The sequence below is a fragment of the Streptomyces sp. NBC_01471 genome (genome assembly GCF_041438865.1).
Classification (GTDB): Bacteria; Actinomycetota; Actinomycetes; order Streptomycetales; family Streptomycetaceae; genus Streptomyces.
Window position 1 is genome coordinate 2274522 of sequence record NZ_CP109450.1, and the last position, 15857, is coordinate 2290378.

Consider the following 15857-nt stretch of genomic DNA (forward strand, 5'->3'; position numbering starts at 1 on the left):
GTCCACCACCCTGCGGCAGCCCGGGGAGTGCGGCAGCGCCTCAGGCTCCGTCCGCGATGGCCGACTCCACCTCGGCGACCCGCTCCTGCTCCTCCTGCGCGAACCGCTCCCGGTCGAGCTGCTCGGCAATCTCCTCGTCCTGCGACATCAGCAGGTCCAGGTTCGAGTTGCCCATCTCGAACACGCCCATGTCGACATACGCCTTCTGCAGCCGCTTGCCCCAGAGGCCGATGTCCTTGACGCACGGAACGATCCGGCTGAAGAGCAACTGCCGGAAGAGCGTGAGGAATTCGGACTGCTCCGAGAGCTCCTCGGCCTCCTTCTTCGCGATGCCGAAGTTCTCCAGGACCTCCACCCCGCGCAGCCGGTCGCGCATCAGGTAGCAGCCCTCGATGACGAACTCCTCGCGTTCCCGCAGTTCGGCGTCGGTGAGCTGCTTGTAGTAGTCGCGCAGCGCCATCCGCCCGAAGGCCACGTGGCGGGCCTCGTCCTGCATGACGTACGCCAGGATCTGCTTGGGCAGCGGCTTGTCGGTCGTGTCGCGGATCATGCCGAAGGCGGCGAGCGCCAGGCCCTCGATGAGGACCTGCATGCCCAGATACGGCATGTCCCAGCGGGAGTCGCGCAGGGTGTCGCCGAGCAGGGCCTGGAGGTTGTCGTTGATCGGGTAGAGCATCCCGATCTTCTCGTGCAGGAAGCGGCCGTAGATCTCGGCGTGCCGGGCCTCGTCCATGGTCTGGGTGGCCGAGTAGAACTTGGCGTCCATGTCCGGCGCGGACTCCACGATCCTGGCCGCACACACCATCGCGCCCTGCTCGCCGTGGAGGAACTGGCTGAACTGCCAGGACGTGTAGTGCTTGCGCAGCTCGCCCCGGTCGCGGTCGGTCATCTTCGCCCAGTGGGGCGTTCCGTACAGGGTCATCGCCTCGTCGGGCGTACCGAGCGGATCGTACGGGTCGACTTCGAGCGACCAGTCGATGCGCTTCGCGCCGTCCCACTGCTTGTCCTTGCCCTTTTGGTACAGGGCGAGGAGACGGTCGCGCCCTTCGTCGTACTCCCAGCTGAACCGGGCCGAACCAGACGCCGGTATCTGCCAGTTGGGCTCGACCGGTCCCTTGGTGTAGAGCTCATGCGTCGACATACCTGGCAGGCTCACACGTTGGTAGACGCCGGGTCAACAAGTCGCGCACAAGGGATTGACGCAGCTTACTGACAAGTAGTCTCATAAAGGGTGACCGCCGGTAACCCCAAGCGCGAGGTACCTCAGAGATGACGACAGCGACCGAACGCGAAGTGCTCCGTGACGCCCTCGGCCTGCTCAGGGACCGCGAACAAGTGGCCGAACGCCTCCTCGAATCCTCGGCCAGGCACTCCTTCGACCCGGACAAGGAACTGGACTGGGTGGCCCCCGTCGAGGACGGCAAGTGGTTCTGGCCGCCGGAGCTCGTATCCCTCTACGACACCCCGCTCTGGCGGAAGATGTCCGAGGACCAGCGGATGGAGCTCGCCCGGCACGAGGCGGCGTCGCTCGCCTCGCTCGGCATCTGGTTCGAGATCATTCTGATGCAGCTGCTCGTCCGGCACATCTACGACAAGTCGCTGACCAGCAATCACGTGCGGTACGCGCTGACCGAGATAGCCGATGAGTGCCGGCACTCGATGATGTTCGCCAGGATGATCAAGAAGGGCGGAGCGCCGGCGTACCCGGTCCCGCGGATGTACCACAACCTGGCGCGGGTACTGAAGACCTTCTCCACGACCCCGGGCTCCTTCTCGGCGACCCTGCTGGGCGAGGAGATCCTGGACTACATGCAGCGGCTGACCTTCCCCGACGAGCGCGTACAGACCCTGGTCCGCGGGGTGACCCGGATCCATGTGGTCGAGGAGGCGCGCCATGTCCGCTACGCACGCGAGGAGTTGCGCCGCCAGATGGTCACCGCGCCGCGCTGGGAGCAGCACTTCACCCGCATCAGCTGCGGTGAGGCGGCGCGGGTCTTCTCCACCTGCTTCATCAATCCCCAGGTGTACACGAACGCCGGCCTGGACCGCCGCGAGGCAGTCGCCCAGGTCAGGGCGAGCGGCCACCGCGCCGAGGTCATGCAGAGCGGCGCCAAGCGGCTGACGGACTTCCTGGACGACATCGGCGTGCTGCGCGGCGCGGGCCGCAGGCTGTGGGTGAGCTCGGGGCTGCTCGCCAAGTAGGACACCGCCGTCCGGCAGGTGGGTGCAGGGGGGGCGAGACTCCGGGGATGCGGGGAGCGAATATGAATACCCATCAGAATGACCTGTACCCGGACGTGACCGCTTCGGGTGGCCTTGCACCGGCCATGAAGGAGGCAGCGAAGCTGCGCGGGTGCGACATCGGGATATCGCCCTGGGAGTCCGGCTCCATCAGCATCGAGACGACCAGGGGGATCGTGTCGGTCCATCCGGCGGCCGAGGAGCGTCTGTTCCGGATGCGCGTCCTCACCCCCGGATCCACCTGGGAGGTTCCCGGGTTCTCCTGGGAGATCGGCTCTACGGACGATCTTGGATTGCTCGTGGAGGCGGTCGCCGCATGGCGGGAAGGCATGCCGCTCGACGGGTTGAAGGCGAGATTCGAGTTCCTCGAACTCGGTGAATTCGCCAGGGCAATCGAAATCGGTGAGCCCACCTCTTTGCAGTGGCCCGGCCTCCTGTCGTCCGATTTCCACCGGCGACAAGGGAACCTTCTGCGTCGCCTTCATGCGGATGGGGTACTGCGAAATATGTTTCCGTCGATCACGCACGGTGCTGTCCGCCTGCATACGGATCCGTTGGACGGAACAAGCCGCCAGGTCCTGGTCCATGAGCTGGACGGGGACCTCTACGAGGTCATTCTCGCCGGAATTCCCGGGGCTGCCTGGGTCGAGGTGGCGACCGGCGATCTGATCGCCTACCTGCGAGCCGCCTTGAACAAACAGTAATCAGGAATCTCGGCAGATCGATAGAAGCGGGACCACGCCAGGAAAATCGGTTTCCAGTGGTCGTCGCAACGCCCAGTTCAGGGAGTGTGCCGGACTTCGAGATCCGGAAGGCGGGCGCACCAGTCACCCGTCCCTCCCTTACTGTCCGGGCATCGAGAGGGCGGAGAAGCGACTGCCGGCTACCTGCATCAAGGTGGCCGGTCGGGGGCGTTCGGAACGCTCCCCGGCCGGCCGACAACAGGAGGAGAGGTAAAGGACGCTTGACCGAGCACGGATTCGATCTGCCGCCGAGAGCCCCGCCGGATGTCCTCGCCCAGCGCAACGCACTGGCTGAAGAAGCCGCCCACCCGGAGTCAGGAGGAATCCCGATGGAGCAGGGCATGGAGCAGGGCGAAGGAGCGACGCAGAGCAGCTCGAAGAGTTCGAGGAGTTCATCCTGGATATCGGACTGAGCTGGATGGCGTCGAAGTCCGATTACCCGTCGTGGCTTTCCGGAGAGGACTTCCATCGGTTCGTTCCCAAGACTGGGCCGGTGGACGTACAACTCAGCATCGTGGACGGTTCCCTTACCGAGCTCGAACGCACGACTGGCATGCGGATCGGCGAAGACGCGCGGAGGCTGCTGGACTCGCCGTTGTCGGGTGAGGTTATCCGCACGGTGTGGCTCGGCGCCACCGGCCGGGACAGAGAGACGGTACCGGCCTCGCCACACCGTACCGGACCACGTCCTCGGCGACGGCCGCGTGCCCGGATGCGCGGGGGTGAGTGCCGGGGGCAAGGTGGGAGAATGACGACGACGCTCGGTGCCTTTGTCCTCGGTACTCCCGATCCGCCCGCGCTGGCGGACTTCTACCGGGCCCTGCTGGGCTGGCAGGAAGTCGAACGCCGGCCGGAGTGGGTCCGGCTGCGGGCTCCCGAGCAGGAACGCCCCGGCCTCAGCTTCCAGCTGGAAAACGGCCACGAGATCCCGGTATGGCCTCCCCGCCCTGGCACTCAGCAGATGCAAGCGCACCTGGACGTGCTGGTCGACGACCTGGAGGCGGAGACGGAGCGGGCCTGCGGCCTGGGCGCGACGCTGGAGGCTCACCAGCCTCAGGAGGACGTGCGGGTACTCCGCGACCCTCATGGCCACCCGTTCTGCCTCTTCCTCCCCGGCGCCTGAACGGTACGGATCCGCGCGGGCGGCCGCCCGCGCCCCCGAGTTCAGCTCACGGTCGCGTACGCCACGAAATCCGCCCACACGCGCGGGGCGAAACCGAGGTCAGGACCCGGCACGTTCTTGGAATCCCGGACGTGGACCGTGCCGGGGGCTGACGCGACCTCGATGCAGTTGTTTCCGCTGCTGCTGTCGCTGTAGCTGCTCTTGAACCACGCCAGCTCGGAAACATCCCCGGCAGAGGGCTTGCAGATCATGTCTCTCCCAGCACTTGCTCGATGAAGGCCAGCGACTCCCCTGGCGTAAGAGCCTGGGCCCGGATCATGCCATAACGAAGCTCAAGGATCCGCAGGTGTTTCGGATCGGAGACCGGGCGACCGTTGAGCACGCCGAGCGATCGGCCCACGGCCGTGCCGTCTCCGAACTTCAGTACCTCGATCCCGCCGTCCAGCCCTGGGTGAGTCTCGCATTTGAGAGGCATGACCTGGAGTGAAACGTTTCGCAACCGGCCCACCTTCAGGAGTCGTTCGAGCTGACGGCGCCACTCCATTCTGCCTCCGATGGGCCGCCGCAGCGCAGCCTCTTCCTGGACGAAGCTGAGTGCGGGCGCCGGTGAGCGCTCGAAGATCGAACGCCGGGCCATCCGGCCCGCCACGCCACGCTCCACTTCATCCCGGGAGTACGAAGGCTGTCGCGTCTCCAGCAGCACCCGCGCATGGCCCTCCGTCTGCAACAGACCGTGGATGCCATGGTCCGCGTACACCCCGACCTCGACCGCCCGTGCCTCCAACCGCGCCAGATCCCGAATCTTCTTCGGATACCGGACCTCTACGACGTCCTTCTTCATCGCGGCGATCTTCCCGCCCGCGCCCAGCACCCCGTCCACCCGGTCCAGGAATTCCGGGCGCGGGATACGCCGCCCGCCCTCCACCTTGTAGATCAGATTCTCCCCGTACCCGATCGCCGACCCCAGCTCACTCGCCCGCAGCCCCGCCGACTCCCGCCACGCCTTGAGCTGGCGGCCCACCGCAGCGACCACCGCCGCACCTGACTCGTCATCAGGGTCGACGTCCCAGCCGGGGTCGTCCGCTCCGCCGTCCCCGTGCTCCGTGCCCGCCTCGTCCACGCTCATCCGTGCCCCGCTTCCGACGTCCATGCCGTTCTGGCTCAACCCTGTTCGTCCCCAGCACGTCACCCGGGACAGCCGGGACAGCGCTGGACAAGTCCGGGACAATCACCGTACGCAGGCGCCATGTCACTGGTCACGGTAGGCGGGTGCGGCCACGCTGAGTGACGTGACCCAAGAACTCACCCGACCCGAACCCTCCACTCCCACCCGGCAGTTCACGGTGCTGCTCTCCCCCACCCGCCGGGGCGCCAGACTCGCCCGGCTGCTCGCCGCCGCGCACCTGGGCGCCTGGGGGCTGCCGTCGGAGGCGGCCGCGCACATCGTCGCCGAGCTGGCCGCCAACGCCGTCGTCCACGGACGGGTACGGGGCAGGGACTTCCAGTTGAGCCTTGCCGTGCACGGCGACACGCTGCTGCGGATCGAGCTGACCGACACCCGGGGCGACCGGCTTCCGGCCACCCGGCCCGGCAATCTCGCCCGGCCCGCCACCGACGCCGAGTCCGGGCGCGGTCTGCTGATCGTCGAAGCGCTCGCCGACCGCTGGGGTGTGGCCCCGGGGCCCGTCCCCCGCAAGGTGGTGTGGGCGGAGATCGACCTCGTACGGTGATGACCGCCGCCCGGCCCGGCGAGGTCGCAGCGGCGGAGCAGACAGCCGCAGCGTCAGCGGCCGCCCTCCTCCCCCATGTAGAGCCCGGCGAACGCCCGGGCGTCGAGACCGGATTCCAGGATCCGCCGCAGCCGGGCCCGCGCGGTGCCCGCCCGGAAGCGGTCACCGGACGACGCCCCGTGCAGCACGTCCGAGAGCCACTGCGAGAACTCCTGGTACTCCCAGACGCGCCGGAGGGCCGCCTGCGAATACCCGGCGAGGCCCGCGCCCCCGTCCCCGCCGTCCCCGTCCCCGTCGCCACCGGTGCCCGGGGCGGCGGCGATCAGGGCGTCCGCGAGCAGCAGCGCGTCATGGATCGCGAGATTCATTCCCTTCGCGGCGATCGGCGCGACCAGGTGCGCGGAGTCGCCGGCGAGGTGCAGGCGGCCGTAGGACATCGGCTCCGCCACGTAGTTGTGCATGTCCAGGACCACCTTCTCGACGAGCGGGCCCTCCGTGAGCGGGCGCGCGCCGTCGGCGGCGAGCCGGGTGCGCAGTTCGTGCCAGACGCGCTCGTGCGGCCAGTTCTCCGGGGTGTCACCGGGCGGGACCTGAAGGTAGTAGCGGGTGACCTCGGGGTTGCGGGCCATGTGGGCGCCGAACCCGCGCTCGTGGAGGCCGAAGACCACGCCGTCCGCCGAGGGCGGCGCCTGGGCGAGCAGCGCCAGCCAGGCGACCCCGTCGTCGCGGCGGCTGACCGTGACCTCCCCGTCGGGTATCGCCGCCCGCGCGACCCCCCGCGCCCCGTCGCAGCCCGCGACGTAGTCGCACACGAGGCGGTGCCGGGAGCCGGTCAGCGGGTCGGTGTACGAGACCACCGGCCGGCCGGTGCCGATGCCGTCCAGCCGCATGTCACGGACGCCGAAGCGGGCGTCTCCCGCGCCCTTGTCCGCGTACGAGGCGAGCAGATCGGTCACCAGCCGCGGCTGCGGGTACACGAAGTGCCGCCGCCCGGACAGCTCCGCCGTCGGCACCGTGTGCCGCTCGCCGTCGAACCGGAACTCGAACTCGCCCTGGGTTTCGGCCTGCACGAGTATCCGCTCCGCGAGACCGTGCTCGGCGAGCGCCCGTACCGCCCACTCCTCCATGAACCCCGCACGCGGCCGCCGCTCGATGAAATCCCTGCTCTCCGCTTCCAGGAGCACGCAGCCGACGCCGCTCTCGTGCAGCCGGTTCGCCACGACGAGCCCGGCCGGGCCGGCACCTATGACGACGACGGGGGTGTGCGTGAGGACGGGAAGAGCCGAAGACACGTCGGGGGCTCCATTCAGGTTCGGGGCGGGACAGATCCCAGGAGGACACAGGCCGGAACTGCTGAAACGATCAACCGCAGTATGGCGGTGACGCTGTGGCGGTCGGCTCCGGGGCACTCCCCGGAACGTACCCGGCCGTGAACACCGGGGATTACGCTGCGGTCATGACCCCCGCAGCGATCCCCGCGTACCGACGTCTCAGCGTCGAGGAGCGCCGTGTCCAGCTCCTCGACGCGGCCCTGACGCTCTTCGCGCACCGGGCGCCCGACGAGGTCTCGCTCGACGACGTCGCCGAGGCGGCCGGGGTCTCCCGGCCGCTCGTCTACCGCTACTTCCCGGGCGGCAAGCAGCAGTTGTACGAGAAGGCGCTGCGCTCGTCGGCCGACGAACTCGAACTCTGCTTCGCCGAGCCGCACACCGGCCCCCTCACCGTACGGCTGGGGCGGGTGCTCGACCGCTATCTCGCCTTCGTGGACGAGCACGACGCCGGGTTCTCCGCGCTGCTCCAGGGCGGCAGTGTCGCCGAGACGTCCCGCACCGGTGCGATCGTGGACGAGGTGCGCCGGGCCGCCGCCGAGCAGATCCTCATCCACCTCGGGGTCGGCGCACCGGGCCCGCGGCTGCGCATGATGGTCCGGACCTGGATCGCCGCCGTCGAGGCCGCCTCGCTGATCTGGCTGGACGAGGAGAAGCAGCCGCCCGTCGGCGAGCTGCGCGACTGGCTGATCGACCACCTCATCGCGCTGCTCGCGGCGACGGCCGCGACGGACCGTCAGACCGCGGCGGCGGTCAGGGCCGCGCTGTCCGGTGAACGGCCCGACGGAGCGGTCGGAGCACTGGCCCGCCGGCTGCTGCCCGTGGTGGACGAGGCCACGCGGCTGCCCGGCGGCGTCTGACGCGAGGCCCCCGTACGCCGGCGGTGTCCGGGACGCTCCGGCGCCCCTGCGTCAGACTGGCCCGGTGAAGAGCGAAGAGACCCTGTTCGAGGGCGGTCCGCTGGACGGTCGGATCCTGCCCGTCCTGCTCGGCCCGACCAGCCAGCCGCCCAAGGTGTACGAGGTTCCCGTGCCGGACGCGGCGGGCGGGCCGCCGACCGTACTGGTCTACGTCCGCACCCCGGCCGGCCACAGCAGGCGGCTGGGCACCGTGCGCGGCTGGAAGTACGTGTACGCGCCGGACGGCCGGCCCCGCACGCTGAAGTGGCCCTGGTCGAAACCGGACACGACTCCGGACACCCAGCCGGACCCGAACCCGGGCGGGACCCCGGACGTCCGGCCCGGTTCCGGGGCGGACGGCGCTCCCGAGTAGGGCAGCGCGGGCCGCGCGCACCCGCTCCGCCCTGTACGGGTGACCGGATTGGGCCGATCCGCCCACACCGGAGGTGACATCGGCTGCTTCGCCGCATGCTCGGCCCGGGGCGGACGGCCCGCCCCGGAAGCAGAGGTGATGTGGTGTCAGGCAGACTGCTGCGGTTCATCTGTACGACGGCGCTGGCCACGGTGGTCGTCGGTGCGACCCCCGCACTGGCCGTTCCGGTCGGCCTCGGCAGCCCCGTCCCGGAACCGGGCCCGGCCGCCTCGCCCGCCCCCACCGGACCGGCCGCTCCGTCCGGTTCCGCCACTCCCGCGGCCCCCGGGGCGACCGGCCCGGTGCAGGGCGAACCGGCCCCGAAGGACCCTGCGCTCAGCGACCCCGGAGCCGCGCCCGCCGCGGCGCCCGCCGCGCCCAGTACCCCGGCCGAGGCCACCCTCACCCGGCTCCGTACCCTCTACCAGCAGTCCGAGCAGGCCGGGCAGACCTACCGCGCCACCACGGAGGCGCTCAAGCGCCAGCAGACCAAGGCGAAGAGCGTCGGGGCCGGTCTGGTGAAGGCGCGGATGGAGCTGGCCCAGAGCCGGAACGCAGCCGGCCGGCTGGCGCGCGAGCAGTACCAGGAGCAGTCCGGGCTCTCCCCCTATCTGGACCTGATGCTGGGCGGCGACCCCCAGCAGGCCCTCGACGCGGGCCACCAGATCCAGCGGGCGTCGGCCGATCTGCTGGCCAGGGCCGAACGGCTCAGGAAGGCCGAGCAGCACGCCGGGACACTCGACACCGCGTCACGCGCCGCACTCCAGAAGAAGCAGGCGCTCGTCGCGCGGCAGAAGAAGCAGTACCGGACCGCCCAGGCCCGCCTGCGCGAGGCGGAGGCGCTGCTCGCCGGGCTCTCCCCCGACGAGGCCTCCGACGTGAAGGCCCAGGACGACGCCGACACCAGCGCGGCCCAGAACGCACTGGACGCCTCCGGGGCACTGAGCGGACCGCAGGCATCGGCGTCGTCACAGGGCACCCGCGCGGTGGCGTACGCACTCGCCCAGGTCGGCAAGCCGTACCTCTGGGGCGCCGAGGGCCCCCGCTCCTTCGACTGCTCGGGGCTGACCTGGCGTGCCTGGGCGCACGCCGGGCGCACGATTCCCCGGACCAGCCAGGAGCAGTGGCGCCGGCTGCCCCGGGTCCCGCTGCGGTCGCTGCGCCCCGGCGACCTGATCGTCTACTTCCCGGGGGCCACCCATGTCGCCCTGTACATCGGCGGCGGCAAGGTCGTCCAGGCACCCCGCCCCGGCGCCACCGTGCGGGTCTCGCCCATCGCGGCGAACCCGATCCTCGGCGCGGTCCGCCCGGACGCCTGAACGCGGGACGTCCGAACGCGGGACGGCTGAACGGTGCGCCGGGGCCGGGCCCTGCGGGCGGTCTCAGGCCCCGGCGACCGAGGCCAGGTACGCGTCGGTCTTCGCCGGGTCGGAGAAGTAAGCAATCCAGGCAGCAAGCCCCCCACCTGCGAACTCTCCGCAGATAGGGGGCTTCTGACATTGCGTGGGCCGCCTGTGGGCCGTCAGCCCTCAATCGGGGCCCGGTGGTAGGCCGTCGCGATGGCCTTCCGTGTGCGCTCCTGGCTGCTCGGCATCAGGTGGGCGTACACCCTCAGCGTCATGGCCGGGTCACTGTGTCCGAGGTACTCGCTCACCGCCTTGATGTTCTCCCCGCCGTCGAGAAGAGCGGAGGCGTAGAAGTGGCGGAGAGCGTGCATCCCGTGCTCCCGTGCCGCGTCGTAACCGTCCTCGGGAGTCTCGGGCTCTGGGATGACTCCCGCGGCGACGAGTGCGGGTTTCCACGCGCCTTCGTTGAGCGAGGTGCGCCAGACGTGGTTGCCCATCAACGCGCTGAAGACCAGGTTCTTGGTCACCTTCGGGGCGTCAGCACGCCTCCACGGCAGCATGATCTCAACCGGCCTGTACTGCTTCATGTGTGCCTTGATGGCGTCGGCCACGGGGCCCGGAAGTGGCACGTCCCGGGGCTTCCCGCCCTTGGGCGGTGCGAAAACAGGCTTGTTCCGGCTGAGCTTGAGTTGCTGCACCACATGAAGGGTGTTGGTCTCGAAGTCGAAGGCGTCCACGGTCACACCCAAGATCTCGCTCTGCCGCATCCCGCAACCCGCCCCCAGGTCGACCATCGCCTGATACCGGTCCGGCATACCGGCCTGGACGGCGAACACCCGCTCGGCGCTCCAGGGTTCGACCCGCTTCCGCTCAACAATCGGCTGTTTGACTGAACGAACGGAGCACGGATTGCGATTCAGGTACGCGTCGTCAACGGCGGCGCTAAGCACCGCTCGGACATTGGAGTAGATCGTTCGCGCATAGGTACCAGGAATCCCGCGCTGTTCGAGCGTGGCCACCCATTCGCGAACATGTTCCGGCTGGAATGAACCGAGCGGGCGCGACCCGATGTGCGGGAAGGCGTGCAGCGTGAGCTGAGATTCCATCGAAGCCACCCAGCTCGGCTCGGATCCCTGCGCCTTGAGCCACTTCTCCGCGTACTGCCGGAAGGTGATTCGGCCGGCGCGCGGGTCGACGTACTGGCCTCGGGTCATGTCGGCTTCGATCTGTGCGAGCCAGGATTCAGCGAGTCGTTTCTGACCGTCGCGGAAGGACTTGGACTTCTCGGTGCCGTCGGGGCCGACGTAGCGGGCGCGGTAGCGCAAGCCGGTGCCGTGGCGGTCGGTCTTGATCCGGGTGGTCTTGCCATCGGTGGTGGTGGTCTTGTACCAGCGGTCTTGGATGTGGCCTGCCACGTGGAGCCTCTTCCTGGATTGCTGAGCTTGTCGTGTGGTTGTCGCTTGTCGCTTGTCTTGTCGCTTGTCGCGCTCCAGGTCAGGTGCCGTTTTCAGGCTGCTGGGGCCGCCTGGCTGGCTGTTGGCGGACAGGCGACAAGACAAGCGACAAGGCGGGGTGCGTACGGTCAGGCGGCTTCAAGTGCGGTCTGCTGGCGGATCCAGTCGCGAACTGCGGCCGGGTCGTAGCGGACGTGTCGGCCGACCCGGAAGCCGATGGGGCCGGTCCGCTTCTTGCGCCAGCCGTAGACGGTCTCGATCGGGACCTTGAACATCACGGCGAGGTCTTCGGGCGTGAGGTAGCGATCCGGCAGACCCGAACGCAGCGTGGTGCGGGGGTCATTGGGCGGTTCCGTGGCCATGGTTGCGGTGACTCCTCGTGTCCGTGGTGCGGTGTCGGGGGTCGTACCGGGGTGCCGTCCTAGAGAGTTGGTGTAAGCCAGCGTCCAGAGCGACCTAGCGTCCGCACTCTCGGGTTTGTGCAGTTCAGTTGGGGTGAGATGGGTGGACGCTGGTGTGGACGCTGCGGACGCTGGACGGTTTCAGCGTCCGCAGCGGGTGACACGTCCGGGCCGCTGTTTGGCGGCCCGGCCCGGAAGGATTCCGGTCGTGTCAGTGCAGGTCGGGCGGGAAGTTGTCCGGGTCTGGCGGGGGTTCTTCCGGCCAGAAGGAACCTTGGTCGGGCTCGGAGGGTGTGGACGCTGACGTGTCCTCCGGCTCGGTCCGGGTGAGGATCAGCAGGCGGCGCCGGTCGGGGTCCTGACTACGCTGCGTGTCGTCCACGGTGATCCCGATGGACCGCAGGAGCGGGGCCAGCCGCTTGACCCGCCCTGAGGCCCGGGTCGGGTCCTTGGGCCAGTCAGGAGGGCGGACTCCGCTGGCGGGTTGGAGCTGTTCGAGGAGTTGTGCGGCGGTGCCCGTCCACGTCCCGGCCCGTGTCACCAGCGCGGCGAGAGCGGTGCCGAAGGTGTCGCCTTCCAGGGCGTCGCTGGCGACGTTCGAGGATGCGGCCAGGTAGTCGGGAAGGGTCTGCCAGCCGGTGACCTGGTCGACGGCCGCCAGGACCCGAGCGAAGTCCGCCATGCGCGGCATGGAGTCCAGCCGCACCGACGGCAGAACCTCCAGCACCCCGGCCAGCAGATCCAGTAGCGCACCGAGAATCGCGGGCCGCGCCGCCTCGAACGCCGCGTCAAGTTCCTCCTCGGAGCGACGCCGGGCACCGTCGATGAGTTGCAGCTCCACCATCAGGACCCGTTCGGCCAGGTCCCCCGCGAGCGCTCCCGCGTCGATGGTCGTCATGGCCAGCACCCGCCGGAAGGAGAGCACCACCACGTCGTCATCGGTGAACAGCGCCCGGTCCACCACCCCGTCCCCGGTGACGGCCTTGCACAGGGTGTCCGACAGCCACCGGGGGATCGTGCTGATGTTGTCCAGGCACAGCGCCCACGACGTGAACGCCTGCCGGGACCACGCCTTCTCATCGCGGGGCTGGCTGCGCCTGGCGGCCGGGGAGGGGTCGACAAGGTTGATAGCCATCTGCGCTGTCATGGACTTGCCGGTCCCCTGCTCCCCCTTGCACGTCAGGATCGGGTGCGGGATGTCGGGCAGCCAGGCTGCAGCCATCCAGGCCACCATCTGACGGAACGCGCTTTCGTCCATGTTCAGCATGGAGTGGAAGCGGGCCAGGCCGTCCGGCGCCCGCGTGGGCTCGGGCATGGGTGCCATGGCTCCGGAGCGCCGGAAGAGAACCGGGGAGCGGTCCACGACTTCCCAGCGGCCAGCAGAAACGGTCACCGCCCGGCCGTCGGTGGTGCCGAGGTCGACCACGACCCTTCCGTCGGGGGTGGAGCCGACCCTCAGGTGCACCAGGACGGGGTCGTTGTCCTCCGCGATTCCTTCCAGGACCGTCATCGCGTCCGCCAGGGCCGACTGAGAGGCAACGTCCCCCTCGAAGGTGTCCGCGTACAGCCGGGCAAGCCGCTGCCGTACGCCGGTCTTGCCCCGCAGCGGGAGCGCGAGGTTCGGACCGTCGATGGCGACCGCGTAGGGGCGGGCGTCGGTCGAGATGACGAACGTGTACCGCTCCCGCGCCAGGGCGACCAAGCGCGTAGCCGCCGACGGCTTCTTGCCCCCGTCCTCACCCGACTTGCCGCCCGACCGGCGGGCGTTCACGGTCGGCCGACCCGTGTTCACGCCGGGCCGATCGGTGTTCACGCCGGGCCGATCGGTGTTCACGGGCGGCGGTTCGGCCGGGTTGGCGGGGTCGATCGGTCGGCGGTGGCCGTTCACGTGGTTCAGGTCGGTGTTCATGCGCTCACCCCTCGATCGGTCGGCTGTTCACAGGTGTTCAGTCGGGCGGTCCGCCGGGGGTGCGCGAGCCGACCGGCCCTCACCGCACGGCGATCCGGGTTGCGGTGTTTCGTCTGGCCAGGGGTCGATCGTTCACGGGTCTGCCGGGCGTGAACGAGTCGGGCCAGCATCAGCCAGTTCACCTCTCCCGGACCGAGCCGGACCGGGGCCCGCCGGGTCGACGGGTCGGTGTCGGTGACCACCGGCCGGTCGACCGTGAACACCGCCTCAGCCAGGTGAACAGGTGACGGGTCGGGTGCCCGATCGAGGCCACTCCCAGGCAGGTCACACCGAGGGACACCCTGCGAAATGGTTTCCGCCGGGGTGGCCCCCTCACCGGTCGGGTCGGTGTGACGGGGGGTGTGACGCGTCTCGTCACGCAGGTCAGGCCCGTACGTCCAGACGATCAGCAGCGCCATCGACAGCGGGAGCCGATCGGCCTTGGCCTGGTTGCACGGTCGGCAGGCGAGCACAAGCGCACCCACCGACCACGTCCGCAGCAGCGACACCGGCACGACATGATCGAGGGTCGCTTCCCGCAGCGAGGCGAACGGGCGACGGCAGTACGTGCACCGCTGGCCGTCACGGCGGGCGAGCTGGTACTTGCGGGTGCGGCGGCGCGAGGCGCTGAGGTGCTGGACTCCCACGCCTACCACTCCGCCCGCATCGAGCGCAGCCGCATCCCGTCAGGGCCCGCCGGCGGGGTGAGACCGATGACGTGCCCACCCGTATCAGGGCGGACGATCAGCGGCATGGGCTGCGCCTTCGGGCCGATGGCGCGCAACAGGTCGAAGCAGAAGCGGCGCCGGTGGTAGTCCGGCAGCGCCTGCTTGTACAGCCACTCCGCATCCCGCTGCCGGTCGCCCGCCGGGCCGCCCAGCTCGGCGGACATGAACGCCCCGAGCCGGATCAGAGTCTCGGTCGGAACGGCGGTCATGCCCTCGTGGAGAGAGCGGGAGATCAGCAGGGCCCGGTGCGGGAGCTCCCGGAAGGCAGCCTGCCGGTAGCGGTGCAGGGACGACAGGTACAGGGCCACCCCGGCTTCCCCGATGCTCATGGAGCGGGAGCGGGCTCCGGCGTACCAGAACGACAGGGCCAGCCGGTAGGCGAAGCGGCGGCACTCACGAACCTCGGGAAACTCGTCCTCGGGCAAGCCCGCGAAGACCCCAGAGGCTTCCGCGATCCCCACCGGGCCGAGAGCCGCGACGGCGGTCCGCAGAGTGGCGTACAGGCCGTCCGTGGAGGGGACGGGGTAGGCGAAGCTGTCGGCCACGACCTCGAAGAGCGCGGCGGCCACCTCGTTCACGTCCAGCTCCAGGCCGTCCACAGGGACGGTGGGGAAGTCGTGTCCCGTCTGCCTACGGTCCGCCTCTGCCAAGCAGAACACCGGACCCGCCGGGGGCGTGACGTGCGCGTACAGGGCATCCAACGTCGTCGTCATGCCGACACCCCCCGCACGGCTCCCGCGCCCGCCAGGCTCTCGACCAGACGCTCCAGGTCATTGATGCGTTCCCGCAGGCTCTTGACGGTCGAGGACTGCACCGGCCGGTCGAACCCCAGGCCCTCGGGCGTGGCCCGGTAGATCGAGCACAGCAGGGCCCGGTACGTCTCGTTCGGCCGTGACCGGCCGTGCTCCCAGCGCGAGAGCTGCACCTTCAGCGATGCTTCCGCCGCGACCTGCCACCCCCAGGACCGGGCCAGCAGGAGCAGAGCGCGAACCGCCTTGTCCTGCGACCACCCACGGGCGACCCGCGCCTGTCCCAGCGGAGTGTTCGCAGAACGCAGGAGGTAGGGCTGCTCCGGACGCACAACGGGAGCGGCAGCCGTGTCAAGGGCGGTCGTCATGCCGACACCCCGAACGTCCGGGTGACCGCGATGGCGACACTGCGGGCGAAGGAGACCAGGCTGGTGTCGCCCATGTCCTCCAACTCCGGCGTACCCCGGTAGGCGGCCAGGGCCCGGCGGCCGTAAGACTCAACCGTGACCAGGTCCGTCTGGAGCACCGCGTACTGAAGCGTCTCCCGGATGACCGACTCGTCGTTCAGTTCGTCCCAGGTCAGCGCACCCTCGAACGTCAGCAGACCCAGAAGGTCCGCGAACGAAAGGTGCACCGGCACCAGCACCGCGACCCGCACCGTCGGGTCAAGCGGCTCAGGCCCCCCAAACACGTCGATGTTGCTCGCCAGACGGTCAGCGGTGACCCGCTCCGAAACGATTCCAGGCATCATGGAA

General features: G+C 69.6%; 19 protein-coding genes. 8 read left to right on the forward strand and 11 right to left on the reverse strand.

All coding sequences use genetic code 11. The features are described 5' to 3' along the window. Positions 1–40: 40 nt before the first annotated feature. A complete protein-coding gene (locus OG285_RS09685; protein WP_371790749.1) occupies positions 41–1141 on the reverse strand; it encodes a ferritin-like domain-containing protein in 1101 nt (366 codons plus the stop codon). 128 nt (positions 1142–1269) lie between these two features. Between OG285_RS09685 and OG285_RS09690 the strand changes: the two genes are divergently transcribed. The 4 genes from OG285_RS09690 to OG285_RS09705 all read left to right on the forward strand — a co-directional run bounded on the left by OG285_RS09690 (position 1270) and on the right by OG285_RS09705 (position 4107). Further along, a complete protein-coding gene (locus OG285_RS09690) occupies positions 1270–2202 on the forward strand; it encodes a diiron oxygenase (protein WP_371790750.1) in 933 nt (310 codons plus the stop codon). Positions 2203–2264: 62 nt separating this feature from the next. Then, positions 2265–2945, forward strand: coding sequence for a hypothetical protein (locus tag OG285_RS09695; RefSeq protein ID WP_371790751.1), 681 nt, complete (start codon positions 2265–2267; stop codon positions 2943–2945). A 260-nt stretch (positions 2946–3205) separates the two neighbouring features. Next, on the forward strand, positions 3206–3397 hold the full coding sequence (locus tag OG285_RS09700; RefSeq protein ID WP_371790752.1) for a hypothetical protein: 192 nt from the start codon (positions 3206–3208) through the stop codon (positions 3395–3397). Between the two features lie 335 nt (positions 3398–3732). Continuing rightward, on the forward strand, positions 3733–4107 hold the full coding sequence (locus OG285_RS09705; RefSeq protein ID WP_371790753.1) for a VOC family protein: 375 nt from the start codon (positions 3733–3735) through the stop codon (positions 4105–4107). Positions 4108–4148: 41 nt separating this feature from the next. On the opposite strand, the gene OG285_RS09710 is transcribed toward OG285_RS09705, so the two are convergent. Together OG285_RS09710 and OG285_RS09715 are read right to left on the reverse strand one after the other, a co-directional pair. Then, positions 4149–4358: a DUF397 domain-containing protein gene (locus tag OG285_RS09710; protein WP_356827164.1), complete on the reverse strand. Its 210-nt coding sequence runs from the start codon at positions 4356–4358 to the stop codon at positions 4149–4151. Further along, positions 4355–5233 carry a helix-turn-helix domain-containing protein gene (locus OG285_RS09715; protein WP_371793491.1) on the reverse strand — a complete coding sequence of 293 codons (879 nt, stop codon included), beginning with the start codon at positions 5231–5233 and terminating at the stop codon, positions 4355–4357. The genes OG285_RS09710 and OG285_RS09715 overlap by 4 nt, the downstream gene beginning before the upstream one ends. Positions 5234–5396: 163 nt before the next feature. Here OG285_RS09715 and OG285_RS09720 point away from each other — a divergent pair, with 163 nt between their 5' ends. Beyond that, the gene (locus tag OG285_RS09720; protein ID WP_371790754.1) at positions 5397–5837 is read left to right on the forward strand and encodes an ATP-binding protein; all 441 of its coding nucleotides are present in this window, start codon (positions 5397–5399) and stop codon (positions 5835–5837) included. A 53-nt stretch (positions 5838–5890) separates the two neighbouring features. Here OG285_RS09720 and OG285_RS09725 read toward each other — a convergent pair whose 3' ends face one another. Further along, entirely contained in the window at positions 5891–7129 is a 1239-nt protein-coding gene (locus tag OG285_RS09725) for a 4-hydroxybenzoate 3-monooxygenase (RefSeq protein WP_371790755.1), read from the reverse strand. A 164-nt stretch (positions 7130–7293) separates the two neighbouring features. Between OG285_RS09725 and OG285_RS09730 the strand changes: the two genes are divergently transcribed. The 3 genes from OG285_RS09730 to OG285_RS09740 all read left to right on the forward strand — a co-directional run bounded on the left by OG285_RS09730 (position 7294) and on the right by OG285_RS09740 (position 9795). Further along, the gene (locus tag OG285_RS09730) at positions 7294–8025 is read left to right on the forward strand and encodes a TetR/AcrR family transcriptional regulator (RefSeq protein ID WP_371790756.1); all 732 of its coding nucleotides are present in this window, start codon (positions 7294–7296) and stop codon (positions 8023–8025) included. Between the two features lie 64 nt (positions 8026–8089). Further along, on the forward strand, positions 8090–8437 hold the full coding sequence (locus tag OG285_RS09735; protein ID WP_371790757.1) for a hypothetical protein: 348 nt from the start codon (positions 8090–8092) through the stop codon (positions 8435–8437). A 143-nt stretch (positions 8438–8580) separates the two neighbouring features. Beyond that, the gene (locus tag OG285_RS09740) at positions 8581–9795 is read left to right on the forward strand and encodes an NlpC/P60 family protein (protein WP_371790758.1); all 1215 of its coding nucleotides are present in this window, start codon (positions 8581–8583) and stop codon (positions 9793–9795) included. Between the two features lie 203 nt (positions 9796–9998). Here OG285_RS09740 and OG285_RS09745 read toward each other — a convergent pair whose 3' ends face one another. The 7 genes from OG285_RS09745 to OG285_RS09775 all read right to left on the reverse strand — a co-directional run bounded on the left by OG285_RS09745 (position 9999) and on the right by OG285_RS09775 (position 15853). Then, positions 9999–11237, reverse strand: a complete 1239-nt coding sequence (locus OG285_RS09745; protein ID WP_371793492.1) for a tyrosine-type recombinase/integrase — start codon at positions 11235–11237, stop codon at positions 9999–10001. Positions 11238–11404: 167 nt separating this feature from the next. Continuing rightward, positions 11405–11638: a helix-turn-helix domain-containing protein gene (locus OG285_RS09750; RefSeq protein ID WP_371790759.1), complete on the reverse strand. Its 234-nt coding sequence runs from the start codon at positions 11636–11638 to the stop codon at positions 11405–11407. Between the two features lie 250 nt (positions 11639–11888). Next, complete coding sequence (locus OG285_RS09755) at positions 11889–13586, reverse strand: ATP-binding protein (protein WP_371790760.1); 1698 nt, start codon at positions 13584–13586, stop codon at positions 11889–11891. After that, positions 13583–14272, reverse strand: coding sequence for an HNH endonuclease (locus tag OG285_RS09760; RefSeq protein WP_371790761.1), 690 nt, complete (start codon positions 14270–14272; stop codon positions 13583–13585). The genes OG285_RS09755 and OG285_RS09760 overlap by 4 nt, the downstream gene beginning before the upstream one ends. A gap of 2 nt (positions 14273–14274) precedes the next feature. Further along, positions 14275–15066: a hypothetical protein gene (locus tag OG285_RS09765; protein WP_371790762.1), complete on the reverse strand. Its 792-nt coding sequence runs from the start codon at positions 15064–15066 to the stop codon at positions 14275–14277. Beyond that, entirely contained in the window at positions 15063–15470 is a 408-nt protein-coding gene (locus OG285_RS09770) for an XRE family transcriptional regulator (RefSeq protein WP_371790763.1), read from the reverse strand. Before OG285_RS09770 ends, OG285_RS09765 begins: the two co-directional genes overlap by 4 nt. Then, entirely contained in the window at positions 15467–15853 is a 387-nt protein-coding gene (locus OG285_RS09775; RefSeq protein ID WP_371790764.1) for a hypothetical protein, read from the reverse strand. Before OG285_RS09775 ends, OG285_RS09770 begins: the two co-directional genes overlap by 4 nt. Positions 15854–15857: the final 4 nt, after the last annotated feature.

Excerpts from the sequence above, each read along its gene's own strand:
- OG285_RS09775 (WP_371790764.1), bottom strand. The coding sequence starts at position 15,853 with ATGATGCCTGGAATCGTTTCGGAGCGGGTCACCGCTGACCGTCTGGCG.
- OG285_RS09715 (WP_371793491.1), bottom strand. The coding sequence starts at position 5,233 with ATGAGCGTGGACGAGGCGGGCACGGAGCACGGGGACGGCGGAGCGGAC.
- OG285_RS09765 (WP_371790762.1), bottom strand. The coding sequence starts at position 15,066 with ATGACGACGACGTTGGATGCCCTGTACGCGCACGTCACGCCCCCGGCG.
- OG285_RS09695 (WP_371790751.1), top strand. The coding sequence starts at position 2,265 with ATGAATACCCATCAGAATGACCTGTACCCGGACGTGACCGCTTCGGGT.
- OG285_RS09685 (WP_371790749.1), bottom strand. The coding sequence starts at position 1,141 with ATGTCGACGCATGAGCTCTACACCAAGGGACCGGTCGAGCCCAACTGG.
- OG285_RS09710 (WP_356827164.1), bottom strand. The coding sequence starts at position 4,358 with ATGATCTGCAAGCCCTCTGCCGGGGATGTTTCCGAGCTGGCGTGGTTC.
- OG285_RS09690 (WP_371790750.1), top strand. The coding sequence starts at position 1,270 with ATGACGACAGCGACCGAACGCGAAGTGCTCCGTGACGCCCTCGGCCTG.
- OG285_RS09755 (WP_371790760.1), bottom strand. The coding sequence starts at position 13,586 with ATGAACACCGACCTGAACCACGTGAACGGCCACCGCCGACCGATCGAC.
- OG285_RS09705 (WP_371790753.1), top strand. The coding sequence starts at position 3,733 with ATGACGACGACGCTCGGTGCCTTTGTCCTCGGTACTCCCGATCCGCCC.
- OG285_RS09770 (WP_371790763.1), bottom strand. The coding sequence starts at position 15,470 with ATGACGACCGCCCTTGACACGGCTGCCGCTCCCGTTGTGCGTCCGGAG.
- OG285_RS09750 (WP_371790759.1), bottom strand. The coding sequence starts at position 11,638 with ATGGCCACGGAACCGCCCAATGACCCCCGCACCACGCTGCGTTCGGGT.
- OG285_RS09730 (WP_371790756.1), top strand. The coding sequence starts at position 7,294 with ATGACCCCCGCAGCGATCCCCGCGTACCGACGTCTCAGCGTCGAGGAG.